Origin of the sequence: Halorussus marinus (assembly GCF_004521895.1) — an archaeon.
GTDB lineage: Archaea > Halobacteriota > Halobacteria > Halobacteriales > Haladaptataceae > Halorussus > Halorussus marinus.
The window spans coordinates 205,121-228,164 of the sequence record NZ_SBIR01000006.1 but is presented as its reverse complement, the minus strand read 5'-3'; the positions used below and the strand labels follow the sequence as shown (position 1 = coordinate 228,164).

General features: G+C 70.2%; 19 protein-coding genes. 4 read left to right on the top strand and 15 right to left on the bottom strand.

Annotation, left to right across the window (positions count from 1 at the left end; translation table 11 throughout):
• Window positions 1-66: 66 nt before the first annotated feature.
• On the bottom strand, window positions 67-2,199 hold the full coding sequence (locus tag EPL04_RS09965) for an alpha/beta hydrolase family protein (RefSeq protein WP_134671190.1): 2,133 nt from the start codon (window positions 2,197-2,199) through the stop codon (window positions 67-69).
• A gap of 280 nt (window positions 2,200-2,479) precedes the next feature.
• Here EPL04_RS09965 and EPL04_RS09960 point away from each other — a divergent pair, with 280 nt between their 5' ends.
• The 3 genes from EPL04_RS09960 (at window position 2,480) to EPL04_RS09950 (ending at window position 6,784) form a co-directional block, all read left to right on the top strand.
• The gene (locus tag EPL04_RS09960; RefSeq protein WP_134671189.1) at window positions 2,480-3,532 is read left to right on the top strand and encodes a TAXI family TRAP transporter solute-binding subunit; all 1,053 of its coding nucleotides are present in this window, start codon (window positions 2,480-2,482) and stop codon (window positions 3,530-3,532) included.
• A 157-nt stretch (window positions 3,533-3,689) separates the two neighbouring features.
• The gene (locus tag EPL04_RS09955; protein WP_368276177.1) at window positions 3,690-4,082 is read left to right on the top strand and encodes a DUF1850 domain-containing protein; all 393 of its coding nucleotides are present in this window, start codon (window positions 3,690-3,692) and stop codon (window positions 4,080-4,082) included.
• A complete protein-coding gene (locus EPL04_RS09950) occupies window positions 4,079-6,784 on the top strand; it encodes a TRAP transporter permease (RefSeq protein WP_134671188.1) in 2,706 nt (901 codons plus the stop codon). Before EPL04_RS09955 ends, EPL04_RS09950 begins: the two co-directional genes overlap by 4 nt.
• A 13-nt stretch (window positions 6,785-6,797) precedes the next feature.
• Here the strand turns inward: EPL04_RS09950 and EPL04_RS09945 are convergent, their stop codons facing one another.
• The 5 genes from EPL04_RS09945 to EPL04_RS09925 form a co-directional block, all read right to left on the bottom strand.
• Complete coding sequence (locus EPL04_RS09945; protein ID WP_134671187.1) at window positions 6,798-7,790, bottom strand: A24 family peptidase; 993 nt, start codon at window positions 7,788-7,790, stop codon at window positions 6,798-6,800.
• A gap of 107 nt (window positions 7,791-7,897) precedes the next feature.
• A complete protein-coding gene (locus EPL04_RS09940; protein ID WP_134671186.1) occupies window positions 7,898-8,146 on the bottom strand; it encodes a hypothetical protein in 249 nt (82 codons plus the stop codon).
• 94 nt (window positions 8,147-8,240) lie between these two features.
• Window positions 8,241-8,630, bottom strand: a complete 390-nt coding sequence (fer, locus tag EPL04_RS09935) for a ferredoxin Fer (RefSeq protein WP_134671185.1) — start codon at window positions 8,628-8,630, stop codon at window positions 8,241-8,243.
• 50 nt (window positions 8,631-8,680) lie between these two features.
• The gene (locus tag EPL04_RS09930; RefSeq protein ID WP_134671184.1) at window positions 8,681-9,880 is read right to left on the bottom strand and encodes an inorganic phosphate transporter; all 1,200 of its coding nucleotides are present in this window, start codon (window positions 9,878-9,880) and stop codon (window positions 8,681-8,683) included.
• Between the two features lie 85 nt (window positions 9,881-9,965).
• Entirely contained in the window at window positions 9,966-11,105 is a 1,140-nt protein-coding gene (locus EPL04_RS09925) for an inorganic phosphate transporter (protein WP_134671183.1), read from the bottom strand.
• Window positions 11,106-11,238: 133 nt separating this feature from the next.
• On the opposite strand from EPL04_RS09925, the gene serA reads away from it, so the two are divergent.
• Entirely contained in the window at window positions 11,239-12,825 is a 1,587-nt protein-coding gene (gene serA / locus EPL04_RS09920; RefSeq protein ID WP_134671182.1) for a phosphoglycerate dehydrogenase, read from the top strand.
• Between the two features lie 85 nt (window positions 12,826-12,910).
• Here serA and EPL04_RS09915 read toward each other — a convergent pair whose 3' ends face one another.
• The 9 genes from EPL04_RS09915 to lysX form a co-directional block, all read right to left on the bottom strand.
• A complete protein-coding gene (locus EPL04_RS09915; RefSeq protein ID WP_134671181.1) occupies window positions 12,911-14,581 on the bottom strand; it encodes a sensor histidine kinase in 1,671 nt (556 codons plus the stop codon).
• A 214-nt stretch (window positions 14,582-14,795) separates the two neighbouring features.
• Complete coding sequence (thrC, locus tag EPL04_RS09910) at window positions 14,796-16,064, bottom strand: threonine synthase (protein ID WP_134671180.1); 1,269 nt, start codon at window positions 16,062-16,064, stop codon at window positions 14,796-14,798.
• 114 nt (window positions 16,065-16,178) lie between these two features.
• Window positions 16,179-16,736, bottom strand: a complete 558-nt coding sequence (locus EPL04_RS09905) for a hypothetical protein (RefSeq protein ID WP_134671179.1) — start codon at window positions 16,734-16,736, stop codon at window positions 16,179-16,181.
• A 102-nt stretch (window positions 16,737-16,838) separates the two neighbouring features.
• The gene (gene argF, locus EPL04_RS09900) at window positions 16,839-17,807 is read right to left on the bottom strand and encodes an ornithine carbamoyltransferase (RefSeq protein WP_134671178.1); all 969 of its coding nucleotides are present in this window, start codon (window positions 17,805-17,807) and stop codon (window positions 16,839-16,841) included.
• Window positions 17,804-18,862, bottom strand: a complete 1,059-nt coding sequence (locus EPL04_RS09895; protein WP_134671177.1) for a [LysW]-lysine hydrolase — start codon at window positions 18,860-18,862, stop codon at window positions 17,804-17,806. The genes argF and EPL04_RS09895 overlap by 4 nt, the downstream gene beginning before the upstream one ends.
• Complete coding sequence (locus tag EPL04_RS09890; protein ID WP_134671176.1) at window positions 18,859-19,995, bottom strand: aspartate aminotransferase family protein; 1,137 nt, start codon at window positions 19,993-19,995, stop codon at window positions 18,859-18,861. Before EPL04_RS09890 ends, EPL04_RS09895 begins: the two co-directional genes overlap by 4 nt.
• A complete protein-coding gene (locus tag EPL04_RS09885; protein ID WP_134671175.1) occupies window positions 19,992-21,005 on the bottom strand; it encodes an acetylglutamate/acetylaminoadipate kinase in 1,014 nt (337 codons plus the stop codon). Before EPL04_RS09885 ends, EPL04_RS09890 begins: the two co-directional genes overlap by 4 nt.
• Entirely contained in the window at window positions 21,002-22,117 is a 1,116-nt protein-coding gene (argC, locus tag EPL04_RS09880; RefSeq protein ID WP_134671174.1) for an N-acetyl-gamma-glutamyl-phosphate reductase, read from the bottom strand. The genes EPL04_RS09885 and argC overlap by 4 nt, the downstream gene beginning before the upstream one ends.
• Entirely contained in the window at window positions 22,117-23,043 is a 927-nt protein-coding gene (lysX, locus tag EPL04_RS09875) for a lysine biosynthesis protein LysX (RefSeq protein ID WP_134671173.1), read from the bottom strand. The genes argC and lysX overlap by 1 nt, the downstream gene beginning before the upstream one ends.
• Between the last annotated feature and the right edge of the window lies 1 nt (window position 23,044).

Here is a 23,044-nt window from a genome sequence, read left to right as displayed (position 1 = left end):
CGATCGTTCGGGGGGTCGGAAACGGCCCTCGGTGTGAGACAACATCGCAGGGGACCGGCCGTCGCGCTACTCGCCGTTCGCCTCCGGATCGTCCTCGCTCGCCGACAGCCCCTCCTCGCCGCGTTCGAGCGCCGGCGCCACGTCGCGGTGATCGGAGTAGCCGTCGAACCACCGGACGATGCGTTCGAGCCGATCGACGACGTGGCCGGGCTCGCCGCTCCGCGAGAGCTCGTGGCCCTCGCGGGGGTATCGGACCAGCCGGGTCTCGACGCCGTTTTTCTTGTACATGAGATAGAGCATCTCGGCGTTGCTGACCGGGACGCGATAGTCGTCGTCGCTATGTACGAGCAGGGTCGGGGTGTCGACCCGATCGGCGTACGCCGCGGGGGAGTTCTCCCAGAGGAACTCGGGGTCGTCCCACGGCGTCGCGTCGAAGTCCCACTCGATGAGTTTGAACGCGTCGGTCGACCCGTAGAAGCTGTTGAGGTCGTAGACGCCCCGCTGGCTGACCGCGCCCGAGAAGCGATCGGTGTGGCCGACGAGCCACGTCGTCATGTAGCCGCCGTAGCTCCCGCCGGTGACGAACACGTCGTCCGCGTCGACGTACTCCCGGTCGACCACGTCGTCGACGCCGGCCAGCACGTCCTCGGCGGCGACCGGCCCCCAGCCGCCCTCGCCGACCGCGGACATGAACGACTCGCCGTAGCCGGTCGACCCGCGGGGGTTCGACCAGAAGACGACGTACCCCCGCGCCGCCAGCAGCTGGAACTCCTGCCACATCGTCCCGCTGGTCGACCACATCGCGTGGGGACCGCCGTGGATCTCGACCGCGAGGGGGTACTGCTCGTCGGGGTCTCGCGGCTCGTCGCCGCTCGACTGTTCCGCGGCGTTCCACGCCGCGCTATCGAAGTCCGGCGGCGTCAGTACCCAACCCTGAATCTGCTCGCCCGACTCGTTCTCGAAGCGGATCTCCTCGGGTCGACCGATCGCCCGGTCGTCGAGGTAGTCGGCGTTGACGCGGGTGAGTCGTCTGGTCTCGGCGCCGGCCCGCGTCGTCACGAACACGTCGCCGGGGTGGTCCCACTCGGACCTGACGAACGCCACGGCGTCCGCGCCGACCGACCCGCCCGAGACGTGTCCGTCCGCGACCACGCGCTCGGGGGCGGCGCTCGCGTCGCCGGGCGCGCGCCAGACCGCGACGTCGCCCTCGTCGGGCGTCGAGAAGTAGAGCTCCGACTCGTCGGGGCCCCACTGGACCGACACGTCCGTCGAGAGCGTCCGGTCGAGGTCCTCGGTCGGGGTGGTAACGGTCCCGGTCTCGCGGTCGATCACCTTCAGTTCCGTCTGTCGGAGCGTGGCGTTCTCCTCGGGGGTCTCCGCGTAGGCGATCCGGCCGTCGCCCGTGGCCGCCAGCATCGGGCCCCACGCGGTGGTCTCGACCACGGTCTCGGCCTCCCCGTCGGCGTCGAGGTCGTAGGCCACGACGTCGAGGTCGATGTTGTCGTCGGGATCGCCGGTGCGCCGGACGCCGAAGTACAGCGTCGACTCGTCGCCCCACTCGGGGGTCGTGTGGTCGTAGTCGCCGTCGGTGAGCCGCCGGACGGCCGCTCGCGGCGACCGACCGCTCGCGGCTTCCGAGCCGTCCCCGTCGGCCCGAAGGTCCGCGACGTAGACGTGATCGCGCCGGCCGTCGAAGTAGCGCTCGCCGGCCCGGTAGACCATCCGGTCGATGACGCGGGGGTCGGGCTGGTCGGGCTCGTACTCCTCGCCGTCGAGCCCGGTGTCCCGACCCGTCTCGCGGTCGTCGGCCGTCGCCTGCTGGACGAACGCGATCTTGTCCCCGTCGGGCGACCACGCGATCTGAGAGACGCCGCCCGCCACGTCGGTGACCCGCCGGGCTTCACCGCCGTCGGTCGGCATCACCCACAGTTGCGGGCGGTCGTCGTCGGCCCCCCGAGTGCTGACGAACGCGAGCCGATCGCCGCTCGGGCTCCACCGCGGACTGCTGTCGACTCCCTCGGCGACCGTGAACTGCCGGGGTTCGCCGCCGCCGATCGGGACGACGTAGACGGTCGCCTCGTACTCCTCGTCGTCGCTCGGTACCTTCCGAACGAACGCGACTCGCTCGCCGTCGGGCGAGACTCTCGGGTCGGCGACCTGTACGATGTCGTGATAATCACTCGCACAAACCGTTTCCATGTCCGTCGAATGCGGCGGTACCAGTAATAGGATTTCGATTCGAAATACCCCGGCCATATCCTCGCGTAACCCGGATTACGCCGACGTCTCGCCGGCGTTTCGGTGCGGGCGAGACGACTCGGCGCGGTCGAAACGCCGGCTTGCTCCGAGTTCGAAATCGGGAACGTCGGGGTACCGCCGACGGGCGCGGTGACTCCGCGTCCGCTCGATCGAAACCTCCGATTTCGGCGCCGGAGGGTCAGCAAGCTATATGCGCGTTGGCGAATACCTACGCTCTGTCATGGTGGGGGAAATCAACAGACGCGACGCACTGAAAGCGACGGGCGCGGCCGGACTCGCCGGGCTACTCGGGTTCACCGGCACCGGACTCGCGCAGGACCAGCGGCTCTCGTGGCACGCCGGCGGGACCGGCGGCACGTACTTCCCGCTGTCGAACGAGCTCAAGACGGTCGTCGAGGACAACACGGAGTTCACACTTCAGGTCCAGTCGACGGGCGCCAGCGTCGAGAACGTCGGGAGCCTCTCGAACGGCGACGCCGACTTCGCGCTCATCCAGAACGACGTCGCCTACTTCGCGTACAACGGGACCGGGATCGACGCGTTCGACGGGAATCCCGTCGAGAACCTCCGTGGGGTCGCCACGCTCTATCCGGAGACGATCCACGTCGTGACCCGGCCCGAGACCGGCATCGAGACGCTCGAAGACCTCGAGGGCGCGACCATCAACACCGGCGACCTCGGGAGCGGGACGCAGGTCAACGCGCTCCAGATCCTCGAGAGCGCCGGCATCACGACCGACGACTTCACCGAGCAGAACGCCAGCTTCTCGCAGGCGGCCGACCAGCTCCGGGACGGCGACATCGACGCGGCGTTCGTCGTCGGGGGCTGGCCCCTCGGCGCGATCGAGGAGCTCGCGACGACCTCCGAGATCTCGATCGTCTCGATCTCGGGGGACGCCCGCGAGCAGATTCTCGACGCCTCCTCGTGGTTCGCGGAGGACGAGATCCCGGCCGGAACGTACAGCGGCGTCGACGAGGCCGTCTCGACCGTCTCGGTTCAGGCGATGATCGCCACGCGCGAAGAACTCGACGCCGGCACGGTCGAGACGATCACGCAGACGATCTTCGAAAACACCGACGACCTGACGATCAAGACCGACTTCATCGGCACGGACTCGGCGCTCGACGGGATGTCGATCCCGCTCCACGAGGGCGCCCGAGCGGTCCTCGGTCCCGCGACGACCGCGGCTGGCGAGACGGCGACGAACGGGACCGAGATGGGAACCGAGACGGCGACGAACGGGACCGAGATGGGGACCACGACCGAAAGCTAACGTGACTCGACTCCCCCTCTCGGTCTGGGTCTGCCTGCTCGTCGTCGCGGTTGCGGGGGTCGGCGCGGTCGGGGGCGCGGGTCCGCGAGCCCCGGTCGACGCGGCGACCGACCGACCCTCGACGACGGTCGACCCGAACGCGACCCCCGACCGCTCGCTGGTCGTCGCCGACGCCGAGACCGGCGAGCGACTGCTGACGACGCCGGTGACCGAGGGGACGACGGTGGCGCTCAACTACACTCACAGCGTCGAGAAGACGCCGGTGCTCGACGTGTACGCGGTCAACGGCACCGAACTCGAGATGGTCCGCATGGAGTTCCGGTCGTACGGCGCGGGGCTCCCGGCGCGGGCCGACGTGAACGTCACCGACGACGGGACCTTCGTCTTCGACCCGTCGGGGAGCTACGATCACATCTACGTTCAGCCCGGCGAAATCGCGGGTCACGAACTGCTCGTCGCCGACCGGACCTACGACCTCGTCGGGCTCTCGTCGGGCCGGTCGGTGAAACTGCTCGTGACGAACGCCTCCGGGACTCCGACCGACACATGAGCGACACCGAACGCACCGACAGCGCGGCCGTTCCTGACGCCGACCAGCAGGAACTCATCGAGCAACTCGAACGGCGTCGGTCGCTCCGCGGGGCGCTGGCGGTCGCGGTCTCGGTCGTCGCGATCTCGTTTTCGGCGTTCCAGATGTGGCTGGCCGCCCGGGGGTTCATCTTCGCCGCGACCCTGCCGCTCGTCGGTCGGGTCGAACTCGGCTCGCTCCAGTTGCTCCAGATAAACGCGGTCCACGTCTCGTTCGCGCTCGTGCTCACCTTTCTCCTCTTTCCGCCCTCGATGGGCGACGGGTTCGTCTCCCGGCGACTCGGGCGAGTGGTTCCCGCGCTCCGGGACCGATACGGCGACGACAGCGCGGTGACTCGGGCCGGCGAGCGCGCTCGCGGCGCGGTCCGGTGGCTGTTCATGGACCCCGATCGGCGCCGGGTGACGCCGTTCGACTGGCTACTGGTCGGAATCGCAGTTCTGGCGGTCACCTACATGCTGACTGACTTCGGCGAGATCCGCCGGATGCGCGCGCTCGGGCTCGGCTTCGGGCGGACCGTCGGGGAGTACTACCCGTTTCTCGCGCCGGTGGTCGACGCGGTCTCGGCGGTCGGGGTCCCGCTCGACGAGGTGTCTTATGCTTTCCTGCTCGGCGCCATCGGCGTCCTGCTCGTGTTGGAGGCGACCCGGCGCGCGCTGGGCGTCTATCTGATGGCCATCGTGGCGTCGTTCATCGTCTACGCCCGCTGGGGGTACCTGATCCCGATCGACGCCGCCTACGTCGGGGTCCTCTCGATCCCGCGGCTCGGCTGGGACTCGATCGTCCAGAACCTCTGGTACAACACCGAGAACGGCATCTTCGGCGTTCCGGTCACGGTCAGCGTCCGGTTCATCTACATCTTCATCCTCTTTGGCGCGTTCTTGGAGATGAGCGGCGCGGGCAAGTGGTTCATCGACCTCGCGTACTCGGCGACCGGCCAGCGCAAGGGCGGCCCCGCGAAGGCGAGCATCATCGCCAGCGGCTTCATGGGCACCATCAGCGGCTCGTCGATCGCCAACACCGTCACCACCGGGGCGTTCACGATTCCGCTGATGAAGCGGTCCGGATACAGCCCGGAGTTCTCGGGCGCGGTCGAGGCCTCGGCGTCGTCGGGCGGCCAGATCCTCCCGCCGGTGATGGGCGCCGCGGCGTTTCTCATCGTGGAGTACACGCTAACGCCGTTCCGCGACGTCATCTTGGCCGCCGCGATCCCCGCGATCGTGTTCTTTTTCGGCGTGTGGGTGATGGTCCACCTCGAGGCCTCGAAGCGGGACATCGGCGGGCTCGCGATCGAAGACGTCGTCTCGTGGCGGCCCCACCTCGCCCGAGGGTGGTTCTACCTCGTCCCGCTCGGGCTCTTGCTCTACTATCTCATCGTCGAGCGGCTGTCGGTCGCCCGGTCGGCGTGGTTCACGCTGGTCGCGGTCGGCGCGCTCATCGCGCTGGTCGCCGCCTACAGCGAGGAGACTCGCGGACCGCTACTCGGCACCATCACGGGACTGTTCCTGCTGGAGACCGCCGCGTTCGTGGCGACCGGCGCTGGGCTGGTCGACGCGCTCACCGGCTCGGCTCCGGGGACGGGGTTGGCGCCGATCGCGGCGGTGCTCGCGGCGGCCGGCAAGCTCGGGTGGCTCACGCTCGCGGTCAGCCTCGCGACGATGCTCGCCCGGCCGCGGGGCGACGCGCCGCTTCTGGACTTCGACCCGCAGGTCGACAGCGCGGTCTCGTCGGCCGCGGACGCGGTCCGCCGGCCGCGACTCGCGTCCAATCGCCCGTTTCAGTACGTCGGATTCGTCCTGAAGTCGATGGACACGGGAGCCCGCACCGCGACTGCGGTCGTCATCGCGGTCGCCGCCGCGGGCGTGATCCCGGGCGTCATCAGCGTGAGCGGGCTCGGTCCGAACCTGACCGCGCTCATCCGCACCGTGGCCGGCGGCTCGATCGTCGCGCTGCTCGTCCTCACGGCCATCTCCTCGATCATCCTCGGGATGGGGATGCCGACGACGGTGACCTACATCATCCTCGTCTCGATGCTCGGACCGGCGATCAGCGAACTCGGCATCCCGATTTTGGCGGCCCACCTGTTCATCCTCTACTTCGGCGTCATCGCCGACATCACCCCGCCGGTCGCGGTCGCGGCGTACGCCGCCTCGGGAATCGCCCAGTCCGACCAGTTCGAGACGGGGGTAAAGGCGTTCTCGCTGTCGCTCAACAAGGCGATCGTCCCGTTCGCGTTCGTGCTGACTCCGGGCATTCTCCTGCTCCGCGGGACCGGCACCGGCGAGGAGGTCGACGTCATCGGGATCGCCGACGTTACCGAGCTGGGCTACTTCCTTCCGGAGGTGCTGATCCCGGTCGTCGGCGTGTTCGTCGGGGTCGTGGCGCTCGGCGCGACCATCATCGCGTATCTCTACACCGACGTGAGCCGGCTCGCCCGCGCCGGGTTCGCGCTCGCGGCCCTTCTCCTGATGGCGCCGCTGTTGCTGTTCAACGTGGCGACGACGGTGCTCTCTGTGGTGGGGGTGTCGGCGAACGTCGACCCCGTGCTGTTCGATCTCGCACTCCGGGCGGTCGGGGGCGCGCTGTTCGCCGCGCTCGCGGTTCGCAACCGCCGACAGGCCGAGACCGAACCCGCCGCCGAGCCGGGCGCCACCGAAGCGGCCTGAAGACCGTCCCGAGCTACGCGATCCCGAGCGCCGCGAGCGCGCCGAACAGCAGATCGCCGTAGGTCAGCGCCACCACGGTCCCGACGAACAGCGGGACGACGAACGGGATGCCGGGCGAGACCCACACCTCCTCTTTGGCGACCAGCACGTCCAGTCCGTCGCGGAGTCGGTCGGGTGTAGTCCCGTACGCGCCGTGGTCGATGGCCGCGAGGAAGGCGGCCGCGCCCCACGGGTCGTCGGCCGGCGCGTCGTCCGGGACCGCCTCGGCGACCGCACCGCCGTCAGTTCGCGCAGTCTCGACCGCACCGTCGCCGGGCGGGTTCGGCTCGGCCGGCAGGCTCGCGGGGTCGCGCAGGCGGTCGGGGTCGTCCCGGAGCTCCGCGAGCGTCAGTCCCCGCCACCGGAGGTACATCCGGATCGCGTCCAGATCGACGCCGTTGCGGGTCGTGCCCGCCGGCGTCTCGAGCAGTCGACCGTGCTCGGTCGGGATCGCGTCCCACGACACCGGCTTGCCGACGACCATCACCGACGAGAACCGGCCGGCGGTGGCGTTCCGGAGGAAGATACCGACCGGGTAGAGCGCACCGACGAGGACGGTGTTCGTCAGGATCGTGAGCGAGAACACGCCGAGACGGGTCTGTTGGAGCGGGAGCTCCCATCCGGCGAGGAGGTAGCTCGGGAACGTCGGGAACAGCGCGGCGACCACGAGAAACGCCTTCGCGTCCGCGCCGCCGAACGCACGGAACCACCAGAACGCAAGCACCAGCGGCGCGACGACGCCCAGACTCACGCCCGCCCGGATCCAGAAGAACTCCGGGGCGCCGACCGCGCCGCTCGCGGCCCGCCACGCGTCCCACGCCAGCAGGGCGACCGCGAGCGCGGCCAGCGGGTACCACGTCCGGTTCGGGATCCGGCGGGTCCGTACGTCCCGCCACGCCGCCCAGCCGAACACGGGGACGACGACCAGTCGGAGGAGATCGGGTATCGAGGCGTCGAGTGGGGGCACGGTAGTCTCTCGACCGGGACTTGTTCCACCATCGTATATAAATGTAAGAGACGGGGCGGCGCCCGGCCCGCTGTCCGTTCGGGCGAGGGCGCTCGGGGCGTGCGCGCTCAGCGGTCGACGGCGTGGATCGCGTCGATCCGCCACGACGTCGGCCCGTCGTCGGTCGCCGCGAGCGTCGCGTCGACGGTGCCCGACCCGTCGGCGAGCGCCTCGAACCGGTCGCGCTCGCCAGCCGGGAGCGGGACCGCGACATGCTGGTCGTCCGAACTCCGGAGGACGACCTCCCGTTCGACGGCGTCGACGTTCCAGACGACGAACGTATCGCGCATCGTTCGGGTCGCGTTCTCGTCGGTCATCCGTTCCGGACACGCGGCCGACTCACCTAAATCTCCCGCTCAAAGCGGGTGCTACGCGGTCGCGGCGCCGAAAAAACGCGATCGGGAGAGCCGCTTATATGACGCGGTTCTGGAGGTAGTCGAGGTGCTTTGCGTTGTAGACGATCTTGACCTCGTCGGCCGCCGGACTGCCGATGCAGGTCAGGCGAACGTTCTTCTCCTCGACCTCCTCGTCGCTGAGGATCTGTTGCATGTCCATGTCGATTTCGCCCTCCTTGACGATGGACGCGCAGTTCGCACAGGCGCCGGCGCGACACGAGAAGGGCCAGTCGTAGCCCTGCGCCTCGGCGGCTTCGAGGATGTACTCGCCTTCGGCGACCTCCAGGGAGCCGTAGTCCTCGTCGTCGAGGTCCGCGTCGGCGGCCTCTTCGAAGAGGTTGTCGTCGTCCATGTCCCAGCCCTGGTCGTCCAGCACTTCGTAGTTGAGGTATTCTACGGTTGGCATCACCCTGAGTTTCGACCGGCAGATGGTTAGTAGTTATTGTTTCCGCCGAGCTACCCGTAAATCGGGACGAACCGGAAAAGCAGGAACGACGCGACCGCCGAGATCGACGGCGTCAGAATCCAGAGCATCACGACGCGGCCGGTCGCTTCCGGGTCGAACAGGTCGCTCGCCTGCAGGTCGGCGGGCTCTTCCTCGCCGATCTTCTTGACCTTGTCTTCGGGGTCGGCCGCGAGCGCGTTGACCGACATCGTCGACTCCTCGCCGCCCGACGGGTCGCGGGCGTCGCCGCTGACCGCCGACGCCGCCGCGTCCGAGAGCCGGACCGTCCGGGTCGCCCGGCCCCACCCGAGCCCGATGATGCACATCGTGGCGCTCACCGCGAGACTCGCCGGGATGCCGAGGTACGACAGGAAGGTGATGAGCGACGCCGACACCACCTCGACGATGAGCGCCGCCAACAGCGGGAGGTCGGTGAGGCCGTTGCCGACGGTGTCGAGGGTGCGACGCGCGATCGTGAAGGCGCCGAGCGCGATGGCTCCCCCGGCGAGCAGGATGCCCTGATCGGTGGCGAGCGCTCCGCTCCCGACGAGGGGCGCGACGGCGTTGGCGACGTTGGACGCGCCCGCCGAGAACGCCATGTAACAGCCGATCACGACGACGAGGACGCTGCTCACGAGTTCGCGCCGATTGGTGTCGGCGCCCGCGACCGGGTAGGGGATCGAGCCGACCCGGCGGTACTCGATCAGCGGCCCCTCGGTCTGGTCGATCCGGAACCAGACGTCGAGGTAGGGGTAGACGTATCGGCCGACGACCGCACACACCCAGAACGCGAGGATGGGCGCGACCAGCCACCACGAGACGATGCGGCCCATCACGCTCCAGTCGATGTTGCCCGCGGCGACCCCGAGGCCGGCGATGGCGCCGACGGCGGTCATCGACGTGGAGGCGGGCACCCCGAAGAGGTTCGAGACGAGGAGCGCGAGGCCGACGAAAAAGAGGACGCCGACGCTCGCGCCGAGCGTGAAAAGCTCCGCGGGCACGATCTGTCCGCCCATCGTCGCGATGACGTTCCGACCGACCGTCCAGCCGCCCAGCAGCGCGAACCCCGCCATCAGCCCGGCCGCCCCGAGCTTCGAGAGCACGTCGCTGCCGACCGCGGGACCGAACGCGACGCCCGTCGAGGATCCGCCGATGTTGAATCCGACGAACACCGCGACCGCAACGCCGACGACTAACAGCAGGCTCACCATGGGTACACGAAACTCGGAGAGTGATTAAGGCGTGTCGGTTCCCGAAATCGATGTGGCCGGCCCGCCGATTTCGCGCCGACGCGGCTCACCAGATCGGAACGTACCGGAACACGAGGTACGCGACGACGCTCGCCACCGCCGGCACGAGGTTCTGGAGTGCGATCACCCGGGCGGTCGTCGCGGGCTGATAGAGCTCGGCGGGCGACGGCGCGCCCCCGTCCTCGACGACGTCGGACGGTTCGGTGGTCCCGCTACCGGGGCCGACCCCGGCGGTGGGCACGCTCGGCTCGTCGGGGACCGCCTCGGCGACGGTCGCTCGGCCCCATCCGAGCCCCACGACGCTCATCGTGGCGATCACGACGAAGCTCGCGGGGACGCTGAGCGCCGACAGCGCCGTCACGATCGAGGAGCTCACGACCGCGACCACGACCGCCGCGACCAGCGGGAGGTCGGTGAGGTCGTTGCCGACGGTGTCGAGGGTGCGACGCGCGATAGTGAACGCCCCCACGCCGGTCGCGCCCGCCGCCAGCAGGACGCCTTGGGTCATCGTGATCGCGCCGCTTCCGACGAGGGGTGCGACGGCGTTGGCGACGTTGGACGCGCCCGCCGAGAACGCCATGTAACAGCCGATCACGACGACCACGGCGGTTCCAGCGAACTCCCGGCGGGTCGTGTTCGGGCCGAGCGCCGGGCGGGGGATCGCCCCCGACCGATCGAGAGCCACCAGCGGCCCGTCGGTCCGGTCGACCGCGATCCGCGCGGCGAGGTCGTCGTACCAGTAGCGGCCGACGACCGCGCTCGCCCAGAAGCCGACGATCGGCGCGACCAGCCACCACCCGACGATCTCGATCACTGCGTCGACCTTCAGCCGGCCGATCGCCAGCCCGAGGCCGACGATGGCGCCGACGGCGGTCATCGACGTCGAGGCCGGAACCCCGAAGACGTTGCCGGCGAACAGCGCGAGCCCGATGAACAGCAAGACCGCGATGCTCACCCGCATCGTGAACGGATCGTCGGCGACCAGTCCCCGCCCGAGGGTGTCGACCACGCGGCGACCGAGCGTCCAGCCGCCAAGCAGGAAGCAGACGCTCATCAGTCCGGCCGCCCCGGACTTCGAGACCGCGTCGCTCCCGACCGCCGGACCGAACGCGACGCCCGTGTTCGACCCGCCGACGTTGAAGCCGACGAAGGCGGCGACGCCGAGACCAACGAGTAACAGCAGCATGCGTCGGTGATTCGAGCGAGTAGCGCTTAAATCTTCGACGTGGCCGCCGACGACGTCGGGGCCGTCCGGACGCGGGTCGGCAAATGGTACAGCGGAAGAAAGGGTTATCCCGCCGGCACCAGTTCCAATACGCATGCAAGTCCTCGTCACGGACCCCATCGCGGACGCAGGGTTAGACCGCCTCAGAGAGGCGGGCCACGACGTCGAAACGGCCTACGACGTGGAGGGCGACGCCCTCCTCTCGGCGGTCTCGGACGCGAACGGGCTGATCGTCCGGTCGGGCACCGAGGTCACCGAGGAAGTGTTCGAGGCCGCCCCGGAGCTCGTGATCGTCGGGCGGGCCGGCATCGGCGTCGACAACATCGACATCGACGCCGCGACCGATCACGGCGTCATCGTCGCCAACGCTCCCGAGGGCAACGTCCGGGCGGCGGCCGAACACACCGTCGCGATGGCGTTCGCCTCGGCGCGGTCGATCCCGCAGGCCCACGCCCGCCTGAAGGACGGCGAGTGGGCGAAAGGCGACTATCTGGGCACCGAGGTCAACGCCAAGACGCTTGGCGTGGTCGGGCTGGGTCGGGTCGGTCAGGAGGTCGCGAAGAAGCTCGACTCGCTCGGGATGGAGCTGGTCGCCTACGATCCCTACATCAGCGAGAACCGCGCCGCCCAGTTGGGCGCCGAGCTGGTCGACCTCGACGACTGTCTCGACCGGGCGGACTTCCTGACGGTCCACACCCCGCTCACCCCCGAGACCGAGGGGCTCATCTCCGACGCGGAGCTCGCCCAGATGGAGGGGGGCTACCTCGTCAACTGCGCCCGCGGCGGCGTCGTCGACGAGGACGCGCTCGCGGCGGCCGTCGACGACGGCGTGTTGGCCGGCGCGGCGGTCGACGTGTTCGCCGACGAGCCCGTCTCGGCCGACAACCCCCTGCTCGACGTCGAGGACGTGGTCGTCACGCCCCACCTCGGCGCGAGCACCGAGGCCGCCCAGGAGAACGTCGCGACCAGCACCGCCGATCAGGTCGTCGCCGCCTTCGCCGAACAGCCGGTCGTCAACGCCCTGAACGCCCCCTCGATCGACGAGAGCGCGTTCCCACGGGTCGAACCGTACATCGGGCTGGCCGAGACCGCGGGCAAGATCGCGACCCAACTGCTCGATCAGCGCATCGAGTCGATCGAAGTCCACTACGAGGGCGACATCGCCGAGGAGGACGTCGAACTCGTGACCGCGAGCGCCCAGAAGGGCGTGTTCCAGCCTCTCGAGTGGCAGGTCAACGCGGTCAACGCGCCCCAGATCGCAGAGGACCGCGGGGTCGAGGTCACCGAGTCCAAGACCCGCCAGACCGACGACTTCCAGAGCCTCGTCCGGGTGACAGTCGCGGGCGACGACGAGTCGGTCAGCGTCGAGGGGACCCTGTTCGCCGACGAGGACCCCCGAATCGTTCGCGTCGACGACTACCGGGTCGACGCCATCCCCCACGGCCACATGCTCGTCGCGCGCAACGAGGACGTGCCGGGCGTCATCGGGTTCATCGGGACGGTGCTCGGCGACCACGACGTCAACATCGCGGGCATGTTCAACGCCCGCGAGGCCCACGGCGGCGAGGCGCTGACGGTGTACACGCTCGACGAGCCGGTCCCGGCCGAGGCCAAAGAGGTCCTCGAAGCCGACGGTCGCATCATCGAAGCCCGCTACATCGAACTCAACGGCTCGGAGTAGTCGCGCCGCCACCGATCCCTTCGCTCGCACTGTCTGGTGGTCCCGCACTCGTTTTCGCGTCGCTGTCGCCCGACTCGGCTACCGGCTACTGTGCGACGGTGCAGACGCCGTCCGTCCCTCGGAACTCGAAGCGCGCGCCGCCGGCCTCGCTCTCGGTCACCGCGACGCGCCAGTCGTGGCGGTCGGCGACGTCGGCGACGACCGCCAGCCCCACCCCGTTCCCGTCGGATCTGGTCGTGAACCCCTGCTCGAACACCTCCTCGCGGTCGCTCTCGGGCACGCCCGGCCCGTCGTCGGCGACGTAGAACCCGCCGTCGTCGAGCGCACCGACCCGGACGGTCGCGTCGGGGCCGCCGTGCTCGACCGCGTTTCGGAACAGGTTCTCGAACACGCTCGCCAGTTGGCTGTCGTTCGCTTCGACCACCCCGACGCCCTCGTCTACGGCGAGGGCGGCGTCGGCGGTCTCGACGTTCGCCCACGCCCGCTCGGCGAGGTCCCCGACCGAGTGGGGGTCTCGACGGGCGGTTTCGTCGTCGCGTGCCATCGCGAGCACCTCCTCGATGATGTCGTCCATGCGGTCGTGGGCGTCGTCGACCTTCGCGAGGTGGTCGTCGACGTCGACGTCCGTCTCGCGCCCGAGTTCGAGGTGACCCTGCGCGACGTTGAGCGGGTTCCGGAGGTCGTGGGCGATCGTGTGGCCGACGCGTTCGAGCCGTCGGTTCTGGCGTTCGAGCGCGGCTTCGTGGCGCTTGACCGAGGTCACGTCCTTCAGGAGCAGTATCTCGGCGTCGACCGCACGCTCCGAGAGCGGCGTGAACTGGACGTCGAACTCGCGCTCTCGGCCGTTCGCGTCTTCGACCGAGAGTTCGTCGATGGCGTCGTCGGTGTCGTACTGGCGCTCGAACTCGGGACATCCTACGAACGCCTCGTCGGTCGACAGTCCGATCGCGGCGTCGGCGTCCCGCCAGCCGAACAGGTCGGCGGCCGCCGGGTTCGCGTCCGCGATCCGGTCGTCGTCGAGGACGACCACCGGGTCGTCCATCTCCTCGACGACGGTGTGGCGACCGACGGGCGCGATGTCGAGGAGGCCGTACTTCGATATCGCGAGGGCGAACGTGAGCGCGCTCACGCCGAAAAACACCTCGGGTTCGACGGGTATCAGCCCGTTGTAGAACAGCGTCCCCCCGACCCACGGCACCGTCGTCCCGGCCAGCACCGCGAGCGTCTGGATCCGGTAGAGCCGCCGCGACCGGACGAGACCGTGGAGTAACAACACGGTCCCGGCCGCGTTCACGAGGTTCGAGTAGAAGTTGGCGAACCAGAACCACGGCCCGAACTCGCGCTGGATCGTCACGGTGTCGCCGACGGTGGCGAGTTCGGCCGACGTCCGGACGAGATGGTGGTACCCGTTGGTCCACGCGAGGAGGATCGTGATCGCCGGAATCACAGCCAGCACCGCCAGCGACCGCCGGGTCACCCACTCCTCGCGGCCGGCGTACTCGCAGGCGAACGCGAACCACGCAAGCGGGACGACCACGGTGCCGACGTACTGGACGTCCACCCAGAACAGCTTCGCACCGAGCGACGTGCTGGCGATCTGGAGGGCGTTCCCGCCGGTCCAGACCGCAGTCGCGACGGTGAACGCCGCCAGCGGAACCGCGCCCGGCATTCGACGTCGCCGCCACGCGAACACCGCCACTCCGAGCGAGACGACCGTGGCGAGTATCGACGCGGCGACGGGGACGGTGAACTGCATGAGTTAAATTACCGTAATTATCAGGATTTCATACCCCACCCCTATAAAGTATCTGGCGTAATTATCACGGATCAAACTCCCAGTCGCGCGCTCGGACGCGGCAGGTATTAACTCACCGATCTCAGTCGACCGGCGAACGCCCCCAAGGCCGAGTCCGCCGACCGTTCGACGAGCAAGACGGCGGTCGGGCCGTCGAGGTCGGTGAGAGTCCGGGTCAGTTCTCCGCGAGGTGGTCTAACACGCCTTCGGTGTCGGCCGGCACCGCCTCCGGCTTTGCGCCCGCCGTCGCCGCGGCGTCGGGGTCTTTCAGCAGGTGGCCGGTCGTGAGACAGACGACCTGCTCGTCGGCGTCGATCTCGCCCGACTCGCGGAGTTTGCGGAGCCCGGCCACCGACGCGGCGCTCGCGGGCTCGACGCCCACGCCGTCCTCGGCGAGCGCGCGCTGGGCGTCGGTGATCGCCTCGTCGGAGACCGCGACCGCGGTGCCGCCGGTCTCCCGGATGCCCGGTAGCGCCTTCGGCGCGTTGACGGGATTGCCGATCCGGATGGCGGTCGCGCGGGTCTCGACGTCTTCCCACCGCCGGACCTCCTCGCGGCCCTCGGCGACGGCCTCGACCATCGGGGCCGCGCCCTCGGCCTGGACGCCGGTCAGTTTGGGCACCTGCTCGACGTCGAGCGCGCCGGCCGCGACGAGTTCGCGAAACGCCTTGAACAGCGCCGCGGTGTTGCCCGCGTTCCCGACCGGTAGGACGATGCGGTCGGGGAGGTCGCCGGTCTGGTCGCGGAACTGCTCGACGATTTCGAGGCCGATCGTCTTCTGGCCCTCCAGCCGGAAGGGGTTGAGCGAGTTGAGCAGGTACGCCTCCCCGCGTTTCGCGAGGTCCGCGACGATGTCGAGACAGGCGTCGAAGTTGCCGTCGACTTCGAGGATCCGCGCGCCGTGGAGGCTGGCCTGCGCGACCTTCCCGGCCGCGACCTTCCCGGCCGGCAGGAGGACGAGGACCGGCGTGTCGGCCCGCGCGCCGTAGCACGCGAGCGCCGCGCTGGTGTTGCCCGTCGAGGCGCAGGCGAGCCGGCCGACCCCCAGCCTCTCGGCGACCCGCACGCCGACGGTCATCCCGCGGTCCTTGAAGCTCCCGGTCGGGTTCATCCCCTCGTGTTTGATCCGGAGGTCCTCGACCCCGACCTCGGATTCGATCGTCGGGACCGAGTAGAGGGGCGTATCGCCCTCCTCGATGCTCACGCCGGTCGCGAACGGGAGCGCGTCGGCGTACCGCCAGACGCCCCGGCCCTCGAAGTCCGCGAACGTCGGGTGGTCGGCGTACCGGACTTCGAGCAGGCCGTCGCAGTCGGGACACCGGTAGCGGACCTCCTCGAACGGGGCGCCGGTCCAGCCACACTCGATGCAGGTCAGCCAGACGCCGTCGTCGGCGTCGGCCGGCGGGGCGTCGACTCCGGCGTCGGCCAGCGTCAGGTCGGTCATTGGCGGGTCGAAAGTGGCCGAGCGGCAAAAAGGGGCCGGTCGGCGGCAGATTTGCCGATCCGTCGGCTCGGTCGGCGCCCCGCCGACCGCCGGACGAACGCGTTCGGTCGACACTCAGACCGCGTCAGAGAGCCGCGCCGCGGCCGCGACCGTCGCCGCGACGAGCGCCGCCCACAGCATTAGCCCCTGTGCCCCCAGGACGGCCAGCCCCATTCCGAGCGCGACAACCACCAGCGAGCTCGCGATGCCGGGGCCGTCGAGTCGCTTTAGGGGCCGTTCCCGGGTCGCCTCGGTGCCAAAGAGGTAGCCGTAGCGCTCGTGGAGCGTCCGGCCGTCGGCGTCCGCGCCGCCGTCGCGATCCCGGACGTAGGCGAACTCGCTGGTCGCACACTCCGGGCAGTACGCCAGCGATACCGCCGCGTCCCTGCCGGTCGGCCGGTCGACCATGTCGACGCCGACCACGACCGCTTCCTCGACCGACACCAGTCCGCCGCGTCGCGGACAGTACTCCGGGTAGCGTTCGCACGTCACCGCCTCGACTCGTTCGTTGGCCGGTAGCTCGACCGTCTCGGTCTCCATCGGCGCGCCGTCGCCGTCGACCTCGACCGGTCGCTCGACGTCGACTGTCGTCCCGCGAAGTATCGTTTCCGTCTCGAAGCGTTCCTCGGGCATGAGTGAGTGTGAGAGCCAATCCCTCACGCGTCGTTCGGGTGCGACGCCCTTAGCGTCTTGGGCACCCGCCGTCGGCCGGATCCGGGTCCGGCCTCGACCCGGCTACCGCGCGCCGAGCAGGTGGGCCAAAAGCGCCTTCTGGGTGTGCATCCGGTTCTCGGCCTGATCCCAGACGACCGCCCGGTCGCTCTCGAGCACCGCGCCGGTGATCTCCTCGCCGCGGTGGGCCGGCAGACAGTGCATCGCGATCGGATCGTCGGGCCCGGCCAGCAGGTCGTCGTTCACCTGGAACCCCTCGAAGTCGTCGAGCTTCGCGGCGCGCTCGTCCTCCTCGCCCATGCTCACCCACACGTCGGTGTACACCACGTCGGCGTCCTCGACCGCCGCCGCGGGGTCGTTGCCCACCTCGGGCGCGGTCCCGCGGGCCGCGGCGCGCGCGAGCACCGCATCGTCGGGTTCGTACCCCCCGGGCGTCGCGATCGAGAGGTCGATCCCGGCCATCGCACAGCCGACCGCGAACGACTGGGCGACGTTGTTGCCGTCGCCGACCCACGCCGCGGTCACGTCCTCGAAGCCGCCGAACCGCTCGTAGATCGTGAACAGGTCCGCCAGCGTCTGGCACGGGTGGGCGTCGTCCGACAGCCCGTTTATCACCGGGACCGAGGCGTGGGCCGCCATCGACTCCAGCGCGTCGTGGTCGAACACCCGCGCCATCACGGCGTCGACGTACCGCGAGAGCACCCGTGCGGTGTCCGAGACCGGCTCGCCGCGGTCGAGGTGGGTGTTCTCGGGGCCGAGGAAGACGGCGTGGCCGCCCAGTTGGGTCATCCCCGTCTCGAAGGAGACCCGCGTCCGGGTCGAGGGCTTCTCGAACAGCATCGCGAGCGTCCGGTCGGGCAGTACCGCGTGGGACTCGCCCGCGTAGTGGGCCCGCTTGAACTCCGCGGCGGTCGAGAGCACCGCCGCGAGGTCCTCGTCCGAGAGGTCGTCCACGTCGAGGACGTGCTTTGGGGTCGGCTGGTCGTCGGTCGGTTCGTCGGCGGTCGTCGCGCGTGTCGCGTCGTGGCTCATTGTTGCAGGGTCTCACAGACGTCTTCGAGGACCGCGACCGCGCGGTCGAGGTCCCCGAGGTCGAGGCGTTCGTTCGGCGCGTGATCAAGCGCGGAGTCGCCGGGGCCGTAGGTCGCCATCGGGCGGTCCCACGCCCCGGCGTAGATGTTCATGTCGCTGGTCCCGGTCTTGCGGAGCGATCGGGGGTCGCCCCCGCGTCGTCGGATCGCGGCGCGGAACGCTCGGGCCACCGCGGTCCGGGGGCTCTCCATCACCGGCGGGGTCGGCTCGCGCCACTCGATCTCGCCGCCCGAGCCGAGTTCGCCCTCGACCGTCTCGCGGATCGACGCGGCGGTCTCGCCGGGCGGAATCCGGAACTGGGCGTCGATCGTCGCCTCGACCGAGAGGCCGTCCTCGGCGACGCCGCCCGCGATCTCGACGGGCTTGGCCGTCACTCGCTCGAAGACCGGCGTCTCCTCGTCGCTCTCGAACGCGGCGTCGACCCGCGACCACCACGCGGTCGCCCGCTGGATCGCGTTGGGCTCGGGCCGGGAGGTGTGGGCCGAGTCGGTGCTCGCGGCGTACGTCCCGACCTGAAAGCCCCGGTAGCCGAGGGTCACGCCGTCCCAGCCGGAGGGCTCGCCGTTGATCAGGGCGTCGGGCGCCTCGCGGTCCCCGACGAGGAAGCGCGCGCCCCGGGAGTCGGTCTCCTCGCCGACGACGCCGGCGAAGCTGACGCCCGTCCGGACGGCGGCGACCGCCATCGCGGCGAGCGGCCCCGTGGCGTCGACGCTCCCGCGGCCCCACAGCTCCTCGCGCCCGTCGTCGGTCTCCTCGATCCGCACCGGGATCTCGCCGGGCACCGTGTCGACGTGGGAGGTCAGCAACGCCGCGTCGTCGGCGGGCGCCCGAACGTTGCCGACCTCGTCGATCCACACCTCCCGGTCGCGCTCCTCGAAGAACGCCGCGAGCCGCCGGGCGGCCTCGCCCTCCTCGCCCGACGGCGAGGGGATCGCCACGAGGTCCGCGAGCAGATCGCGGGCGGTCCCGTCGCTCGCGACCGCGCCGGCGCTCACGCCGACACCTCCGCGAGCGCGTCTCCGAGCGCCTCGGCCACCGCGTCGGCGTGGCTCTCGTCGACGACCAGCGGCGGAAGCAGTCGCACCACGGTCCGGCCCGCCGGTAACGCGAGCACGCCGTGGTTCATCGCCAGCCGCTTCAGGACGGCGTTCGCGCCTCGACCGACCTCGACGCCGATCATCAGCCCCTCGCCGCGGACCGCGCGGATCGGTAGCTCCGATCCCCCGAGTTTCGACTGGAGATGCGTCCCGACCGCCTCGGCGTTGCCGGGGAGGTCGGCGTCGACGATCGCCGACAGGGTGGCCTCGGCGGCGGCGCTGACGACCGGCCCGCCCGAGAACGTCGAGCCGTGGGGCCCGGCGTCGTCGGCGATCCAGTCGGCACAGAGGGTCGCGCCGATCGGGAGGCCGCCGCCCAGCCCCTTCGCGGAGGTGAGCACGTCGGGCACCACGCCGCGGTTCTCGCAGGCCCAGAGCGCGCCGGTCCGGCCGAGCCCGGTCTGGATCTCGTCGAAGACCAGCGCCGCGCCGGCCTCGGCGGTCCGCTCGCGGGCCGCCCGCAGGTAGCCCTCGGGCGCGGGGTTGACCCCGCCCTCGCCCTGTATCGGTTCGAGCAACACCGCGGCGGTCTCCTCGTCGACGGCGTCTTCGAGCGCGGCCTCGTCGCCGTACGGGACGAACTCGAAGTCGCCGGCGAGGGGCTCGAACGGCTTCTTGTACTTGGGCTTCCACGTCGCGGCGAGCGACCCCATCGTCCGGCCGTGGAACCCCCGCTGGGCCGCGACGACCTTCGAGCGGCCGGTCGCGCTCCGGGCGAACTTGAGGGCGGCCTCGTTGGCCTCGGTCCCGGAGTTACAGAGCCAGACGTTGTCGAGGTCGCCCGGCCCGAGGGCCGCGAGCTTCTCGTAGAGGGCGTCGCGGGCCGAGTTGGGGTAGCTCGCCTGCACGAAGGTCAGCTTCTCGACCTGCTCGCTGACGGCCGAGACGACCGCGGGGTGAGCGTGGCCCACCGCGGCGACGCCGTAGCTGGCGCCGAAATCGAGGTACTCCGCGCCCGTCCCGTCGTAGAGGTACGGCCCCTCGCCGCGCTCGATGGCGATCGGCTTCTCGGAGTAGACGAAGCCGCTCATCTGACCGCCCCCGGTTCGAACGCCGTCCCGTGGCCGGTCCTGGCGGCCGTGATCGGGTCGCGGTTGTTCGCGTCGGCGACCGTCACCGACGCCGCGCCGCCCTCCAGAGCCTCGACCGCCGCCATCACCTTCTTGGTCATGAACCCCTCGGCGGCGTCCTCGACGGCTTCGAGGTCCGCGGGCGACCCCACCGCGTCGATCAGCGTCTCGGGGTCGTCGGGGTCCTCGTAGACGCCCGCCACGTCGGTCAGCACGACCAATTCGGCGCCCAACGCGGCCGCGGTCGCGGCGGCCGCGCGGTCGGCGTCGGCGTTGACGGCGGTGAACGTTCCGGCGGCTCCACCGCCTTCACCGCGACCCGTCGAGGACGCGCCGGCCGTCTCCTCGCCGAGCGCGGGCACCGTCACGACCGGGACGTAGCCGCCCGAAAGTAACGTCGACAGCAGGTCGTCGTTGACCGACTCGATCGTTCCGGAGTGGTCGCCCCGGCGTATCTTCTTGCGGCCGTCTTCGAGCACTTTGACAGCCGACTTGCGCGAGCCGGTCAGGAGCTGGCCGTCGACGCCCGACAGCCCCACGGCGTTGACGCCCTCGTTCTGGAGCGCCGTGACGAGGTCGGTGTTGAGCTTCCCGGGGAGGACCATCTCGAACACCTCCATCGTCGCCTCGTCGGTGAACCGCCCCGCGACACCCCCGGGCGTCTCGACGTACTCGGGCTCCTCGCCCAGCCGCTCCAAAGTGTCGTCGACCGCGGTCGAGCCGCCGTGGACGACCACCACGTCCTCGCCGTTGGCGACGAGGTGGGCGACGTCGGCGAGCGCGCCCGCGGGGTCGACCGCCCGGGCGCCGCCGAGCTTCACGACGACGGGCGGCGACTCGTCTTTCGACGTTCGAGAAGCGCCGCTTCTCTGACCGCCGTCGGTTCGCAGTCCGTCCTCGCCCAGATCGTTGTCGACGAGGTCCTCGTGAGCCGCTTCGAGCTCCGCTTTCGTGTACGTCTTTTCGGTCATGGGCTTCCCACCGGGTGGAGTCCCTGAAAGTCGAGTCCTGCCGTCTCCTCGAAGCCGAGCGCGACGTTGGCGGCGTGGACCGCCTGCCCGGCCGTGCCTTTCACCAGATTGTCGATCGCGCTGAACACCACGAGCCGCTCGTTTCCGGGGTCGAGTTCGAACCCGACTTCGGCCACGTTCGTGCCCGCGACCGCCTTGGGCTCGGGGTAGCGATACACCCCCGACCCGCCCGACTGGAGCCGGACGAACGGCTCGTCGTCGTACGCTCCCCGGAAGGCCGACCAGAGGTCGCTCTTCGAGACCGGGCCGTCCGGGAAGACGTGGCAGGTCGCGGCCGCGCCCCGGACCATGTCGACGGCGTGGGCCGTGAACGAAACCGACGCGCCCAGTTCCTGCTCGATCTCGGCCTCGTGGCGGTGGCCGGTCGGCGCGTAGGGCCGGACCACGCCCGAGCGCTCGGGGTGGCTGGCGGCCTTGCTCGGGCTCGCGCCGCCCTCAGAGGAGCCGACTTTCACGTCGGCGACGATCCGTTCCCCGCCGTCCAGCACCCCGCCGTCGAACAGGGGGTAGAGCCCGAGGATCGTCGCGGTCGCGTTGCACCCGCCCGCGGCGATCAGGTCGGCGCCGGGTAGCTCCTCGCGGTGGAGTTCGGGCAGAGCGTACACCGCCTCCTCGAGGTACTCGGGCGCGTCGTGGCCGTCGTACCACGTCTCGTACTGCTCGACCGTGTCGAGCCGGAAGTCCGCGCTGAGGTCGACCACTGTGTCGGCGGCCTCGTAGAACGCGTCGATCTGGGCCATCGAGACGCCGTGGGGCGTCGCCGCGAACAGCACGTCGACCGACTCGAGGTCGGCCGGCTCGGAGAACCGAAGGTCGGTCCCCCGAAGGTTCGGGTGGACCGACCCGACCGACTTGCCGGCGTACTCGCGGCTGGTCGCACACGCGAGGTCGAAGCCGGGATGGCCGGCGAGCAACCGCAACAGCTCGCCGCCGGCGAACCCCGAGCCCCCGACTACGGTCGCGGTCAGGGTCTCGGCTTCGGTGTCGGTCTCGGTTTCGGCCTCGGTCCCGGTTTCGGCGGTGGGCGCTCCGTCCTCGCTCGCGACGCCCATCAGGCCACCACCTCCTGTTTCGCGCCCGCCTTCGCTTCGAGCCAGTCGACGACCGCGCCGGGCACGTCGACGTCGACGGCGTCGTTCAGCGCCTTGAACTCGACGGTGTGGTTGACCTCGTGGACGGTGTAGCTGGCGTCTCTCGGCTCCGCGGCGTCGCCGCTCGGCTCCTCCGGGGCGCTCGCCGCCTCGCTATCGCCGACCTCCATCAAATCGACCCCGAGCAGGCCGCCCCCGACCGCGTCGCTGGCCGCCGCGACCAGCTCCTCGGCCTCGGCGTCGAGCTCGAACGCCTCGGTCTCGGCGCCCTTCGCGGCGTTGGTGAGCCAGTGGTCCGACGACCGGACCATCGCGGCGACGGGCTCGCCGTCGGTCGCGAGCACGCGGATGTCCCGACCGGGCTTTTCGACGAACTCCTGGACGTAGAACACCTTGTGCTCGTAGTGGCCCAACGTCGCCTTGTGTTCGAGGATCGCCTCGGCGGCGCTCCGGGAGTCGACCTTCGCCATCAGGCGCCCCCACGACCCGACCACGGGCTTGAGCACGCAGGGGTAGCCAAACGCCTCGATGCTCTCGATCGCCGACTCCTTGGTGAACGCGACGTCGGTGTTCGGCGTGGGGACGCCCGCGCTCGACAGCGCGAGGCTGTTTTTCACCTTGTCGGCGCACGTCTCGGCGGTCGCCGGGTCGTTGACCACGGGCACGCCGTACGCCTCGCAGAACTTCGTGGCGTAGAGGCTCCGGCTGGTAGCCAGACACCTGTCGACGACGACGTCACACTCGGTGAGCTCGTCGGGGCCTTCCTCGAGCCCGAACTGGTGGTCGCGCACGTCGATCTTCGTCACCTCGTGGCCGCGCTCGCGCAACTCGCCGAGGAGGAGCTTCTCGTCTTTACGGATCCGGGAGTAAAGCAGTCCGACGCGCAAT

Excerpts from the sequence above, each read along its gene's own strand:
- thrC (WP_134671180.1), bottom strand. The coding sequence starts at position 16,064 with ATGACCGACCTGACGCTGGCCGACGCCGGAGTCGACGCCCCGCCGGCC.
- EPL04_RS09950 (WP_134671188.1), top strand. The coding sequence starts at position 4,079 with ATGAGCGACACCGAACGCACCGACAGCGCGGCCGTTCCTGACGCCGAC.
- argF (WP_134671178.1), bottom strand. The coding sequence starts at position 17,807 with ATGAGCCACGACGCGACACGCGCGACGACCGCCGACGAACCGACCGAC.
- EPL04_RS09890 (WP_134671176.1), bottom strand. The coding sequence starts at position 19,995 with ATGAGCGGCTTCGTCTACTCCGAGAAGCCGATCGCCATCGAGCGCGGC.
- EPL04_RS09965 (WP_134671190.1), bottom strand. The coding sequence starts at position 2,199 with ATGGAAACGGTTTGTGCGAGTGATTATCACGACATCGTACAGGTCGCC.
- serA (WP_134671182.1), top strand. The coding sequence starts at position 11,239 with ATGCAAGTCCTCGTCACGGACCCCATCGCGGACGCAGGGTTAGACCGC.
- EPL04_RS09940 (WP_134671186.1), bottom strand. The coding sequence starts at position 8,146 with ATGACCGACGAGAACGCGACCCGAACGATGCGCGATACGTTCGTCGTC.
- EPL04_RS09930 (WP_134671184.1), bottom strand. The coding sequence starts at position 9,880 with ATGGTGAGCCTGCTGTTAGTCGTCGGCGTTGCGGTCGCGGTGTTCGTC.
- EPL04_RS09925 (WP_134671183.1), bottom strand. The coding sequence starts at position 11,105 with ATGCTGCTGTTACTCGTTGGTCTCGGCGTCGCCGCCTTCGTCGGCTTC.
- EPL04_RS09960 (WP_134671189.1), top strand. The coding sequence starts at position 2,480 with ATGGTGGGGGAAATCAACAGACGCGACGCACTGAAAGCGACGGGCGCG.
- EPL04_RS09885 (WP_134671175.1), bottom strand. The coding sequence starts at position 21,005 with ATGACCGAAAAGACGTACACGAAAGCGGAGCTCGAAGCGGCTCACGAG.
- argC (WP_134671174.1), bottom strand. The coding sequence starts at position 22,117 with ATGGGCGTCGCGAGCGAGGACGGAGCGCCCACCGCCGAAACCGGGACC.
- EPL04_RS09915 (WP_134671181.1), bottom strand. The coding sequence starts at position 14,581 with ATGCAGTTCACCGTCCCCGTCGCCGCGTCGATACTCGCCACGGTCGTC.
- EPL04_RS09905 (WP_134671179.1), bottom strand. The coding sequence starts at position 16,736 with ATGCCCGAGGAACGCTTCGAGACGGAAACGATACTTCGCGGGACGACA.
- fer (WP_134671185.1), bottom strand. The coding sequence starts at position 8,630 with ATGCCAACCGTAGAATACCTCAACTACGAAGTGCTGGACGACCAGGGC.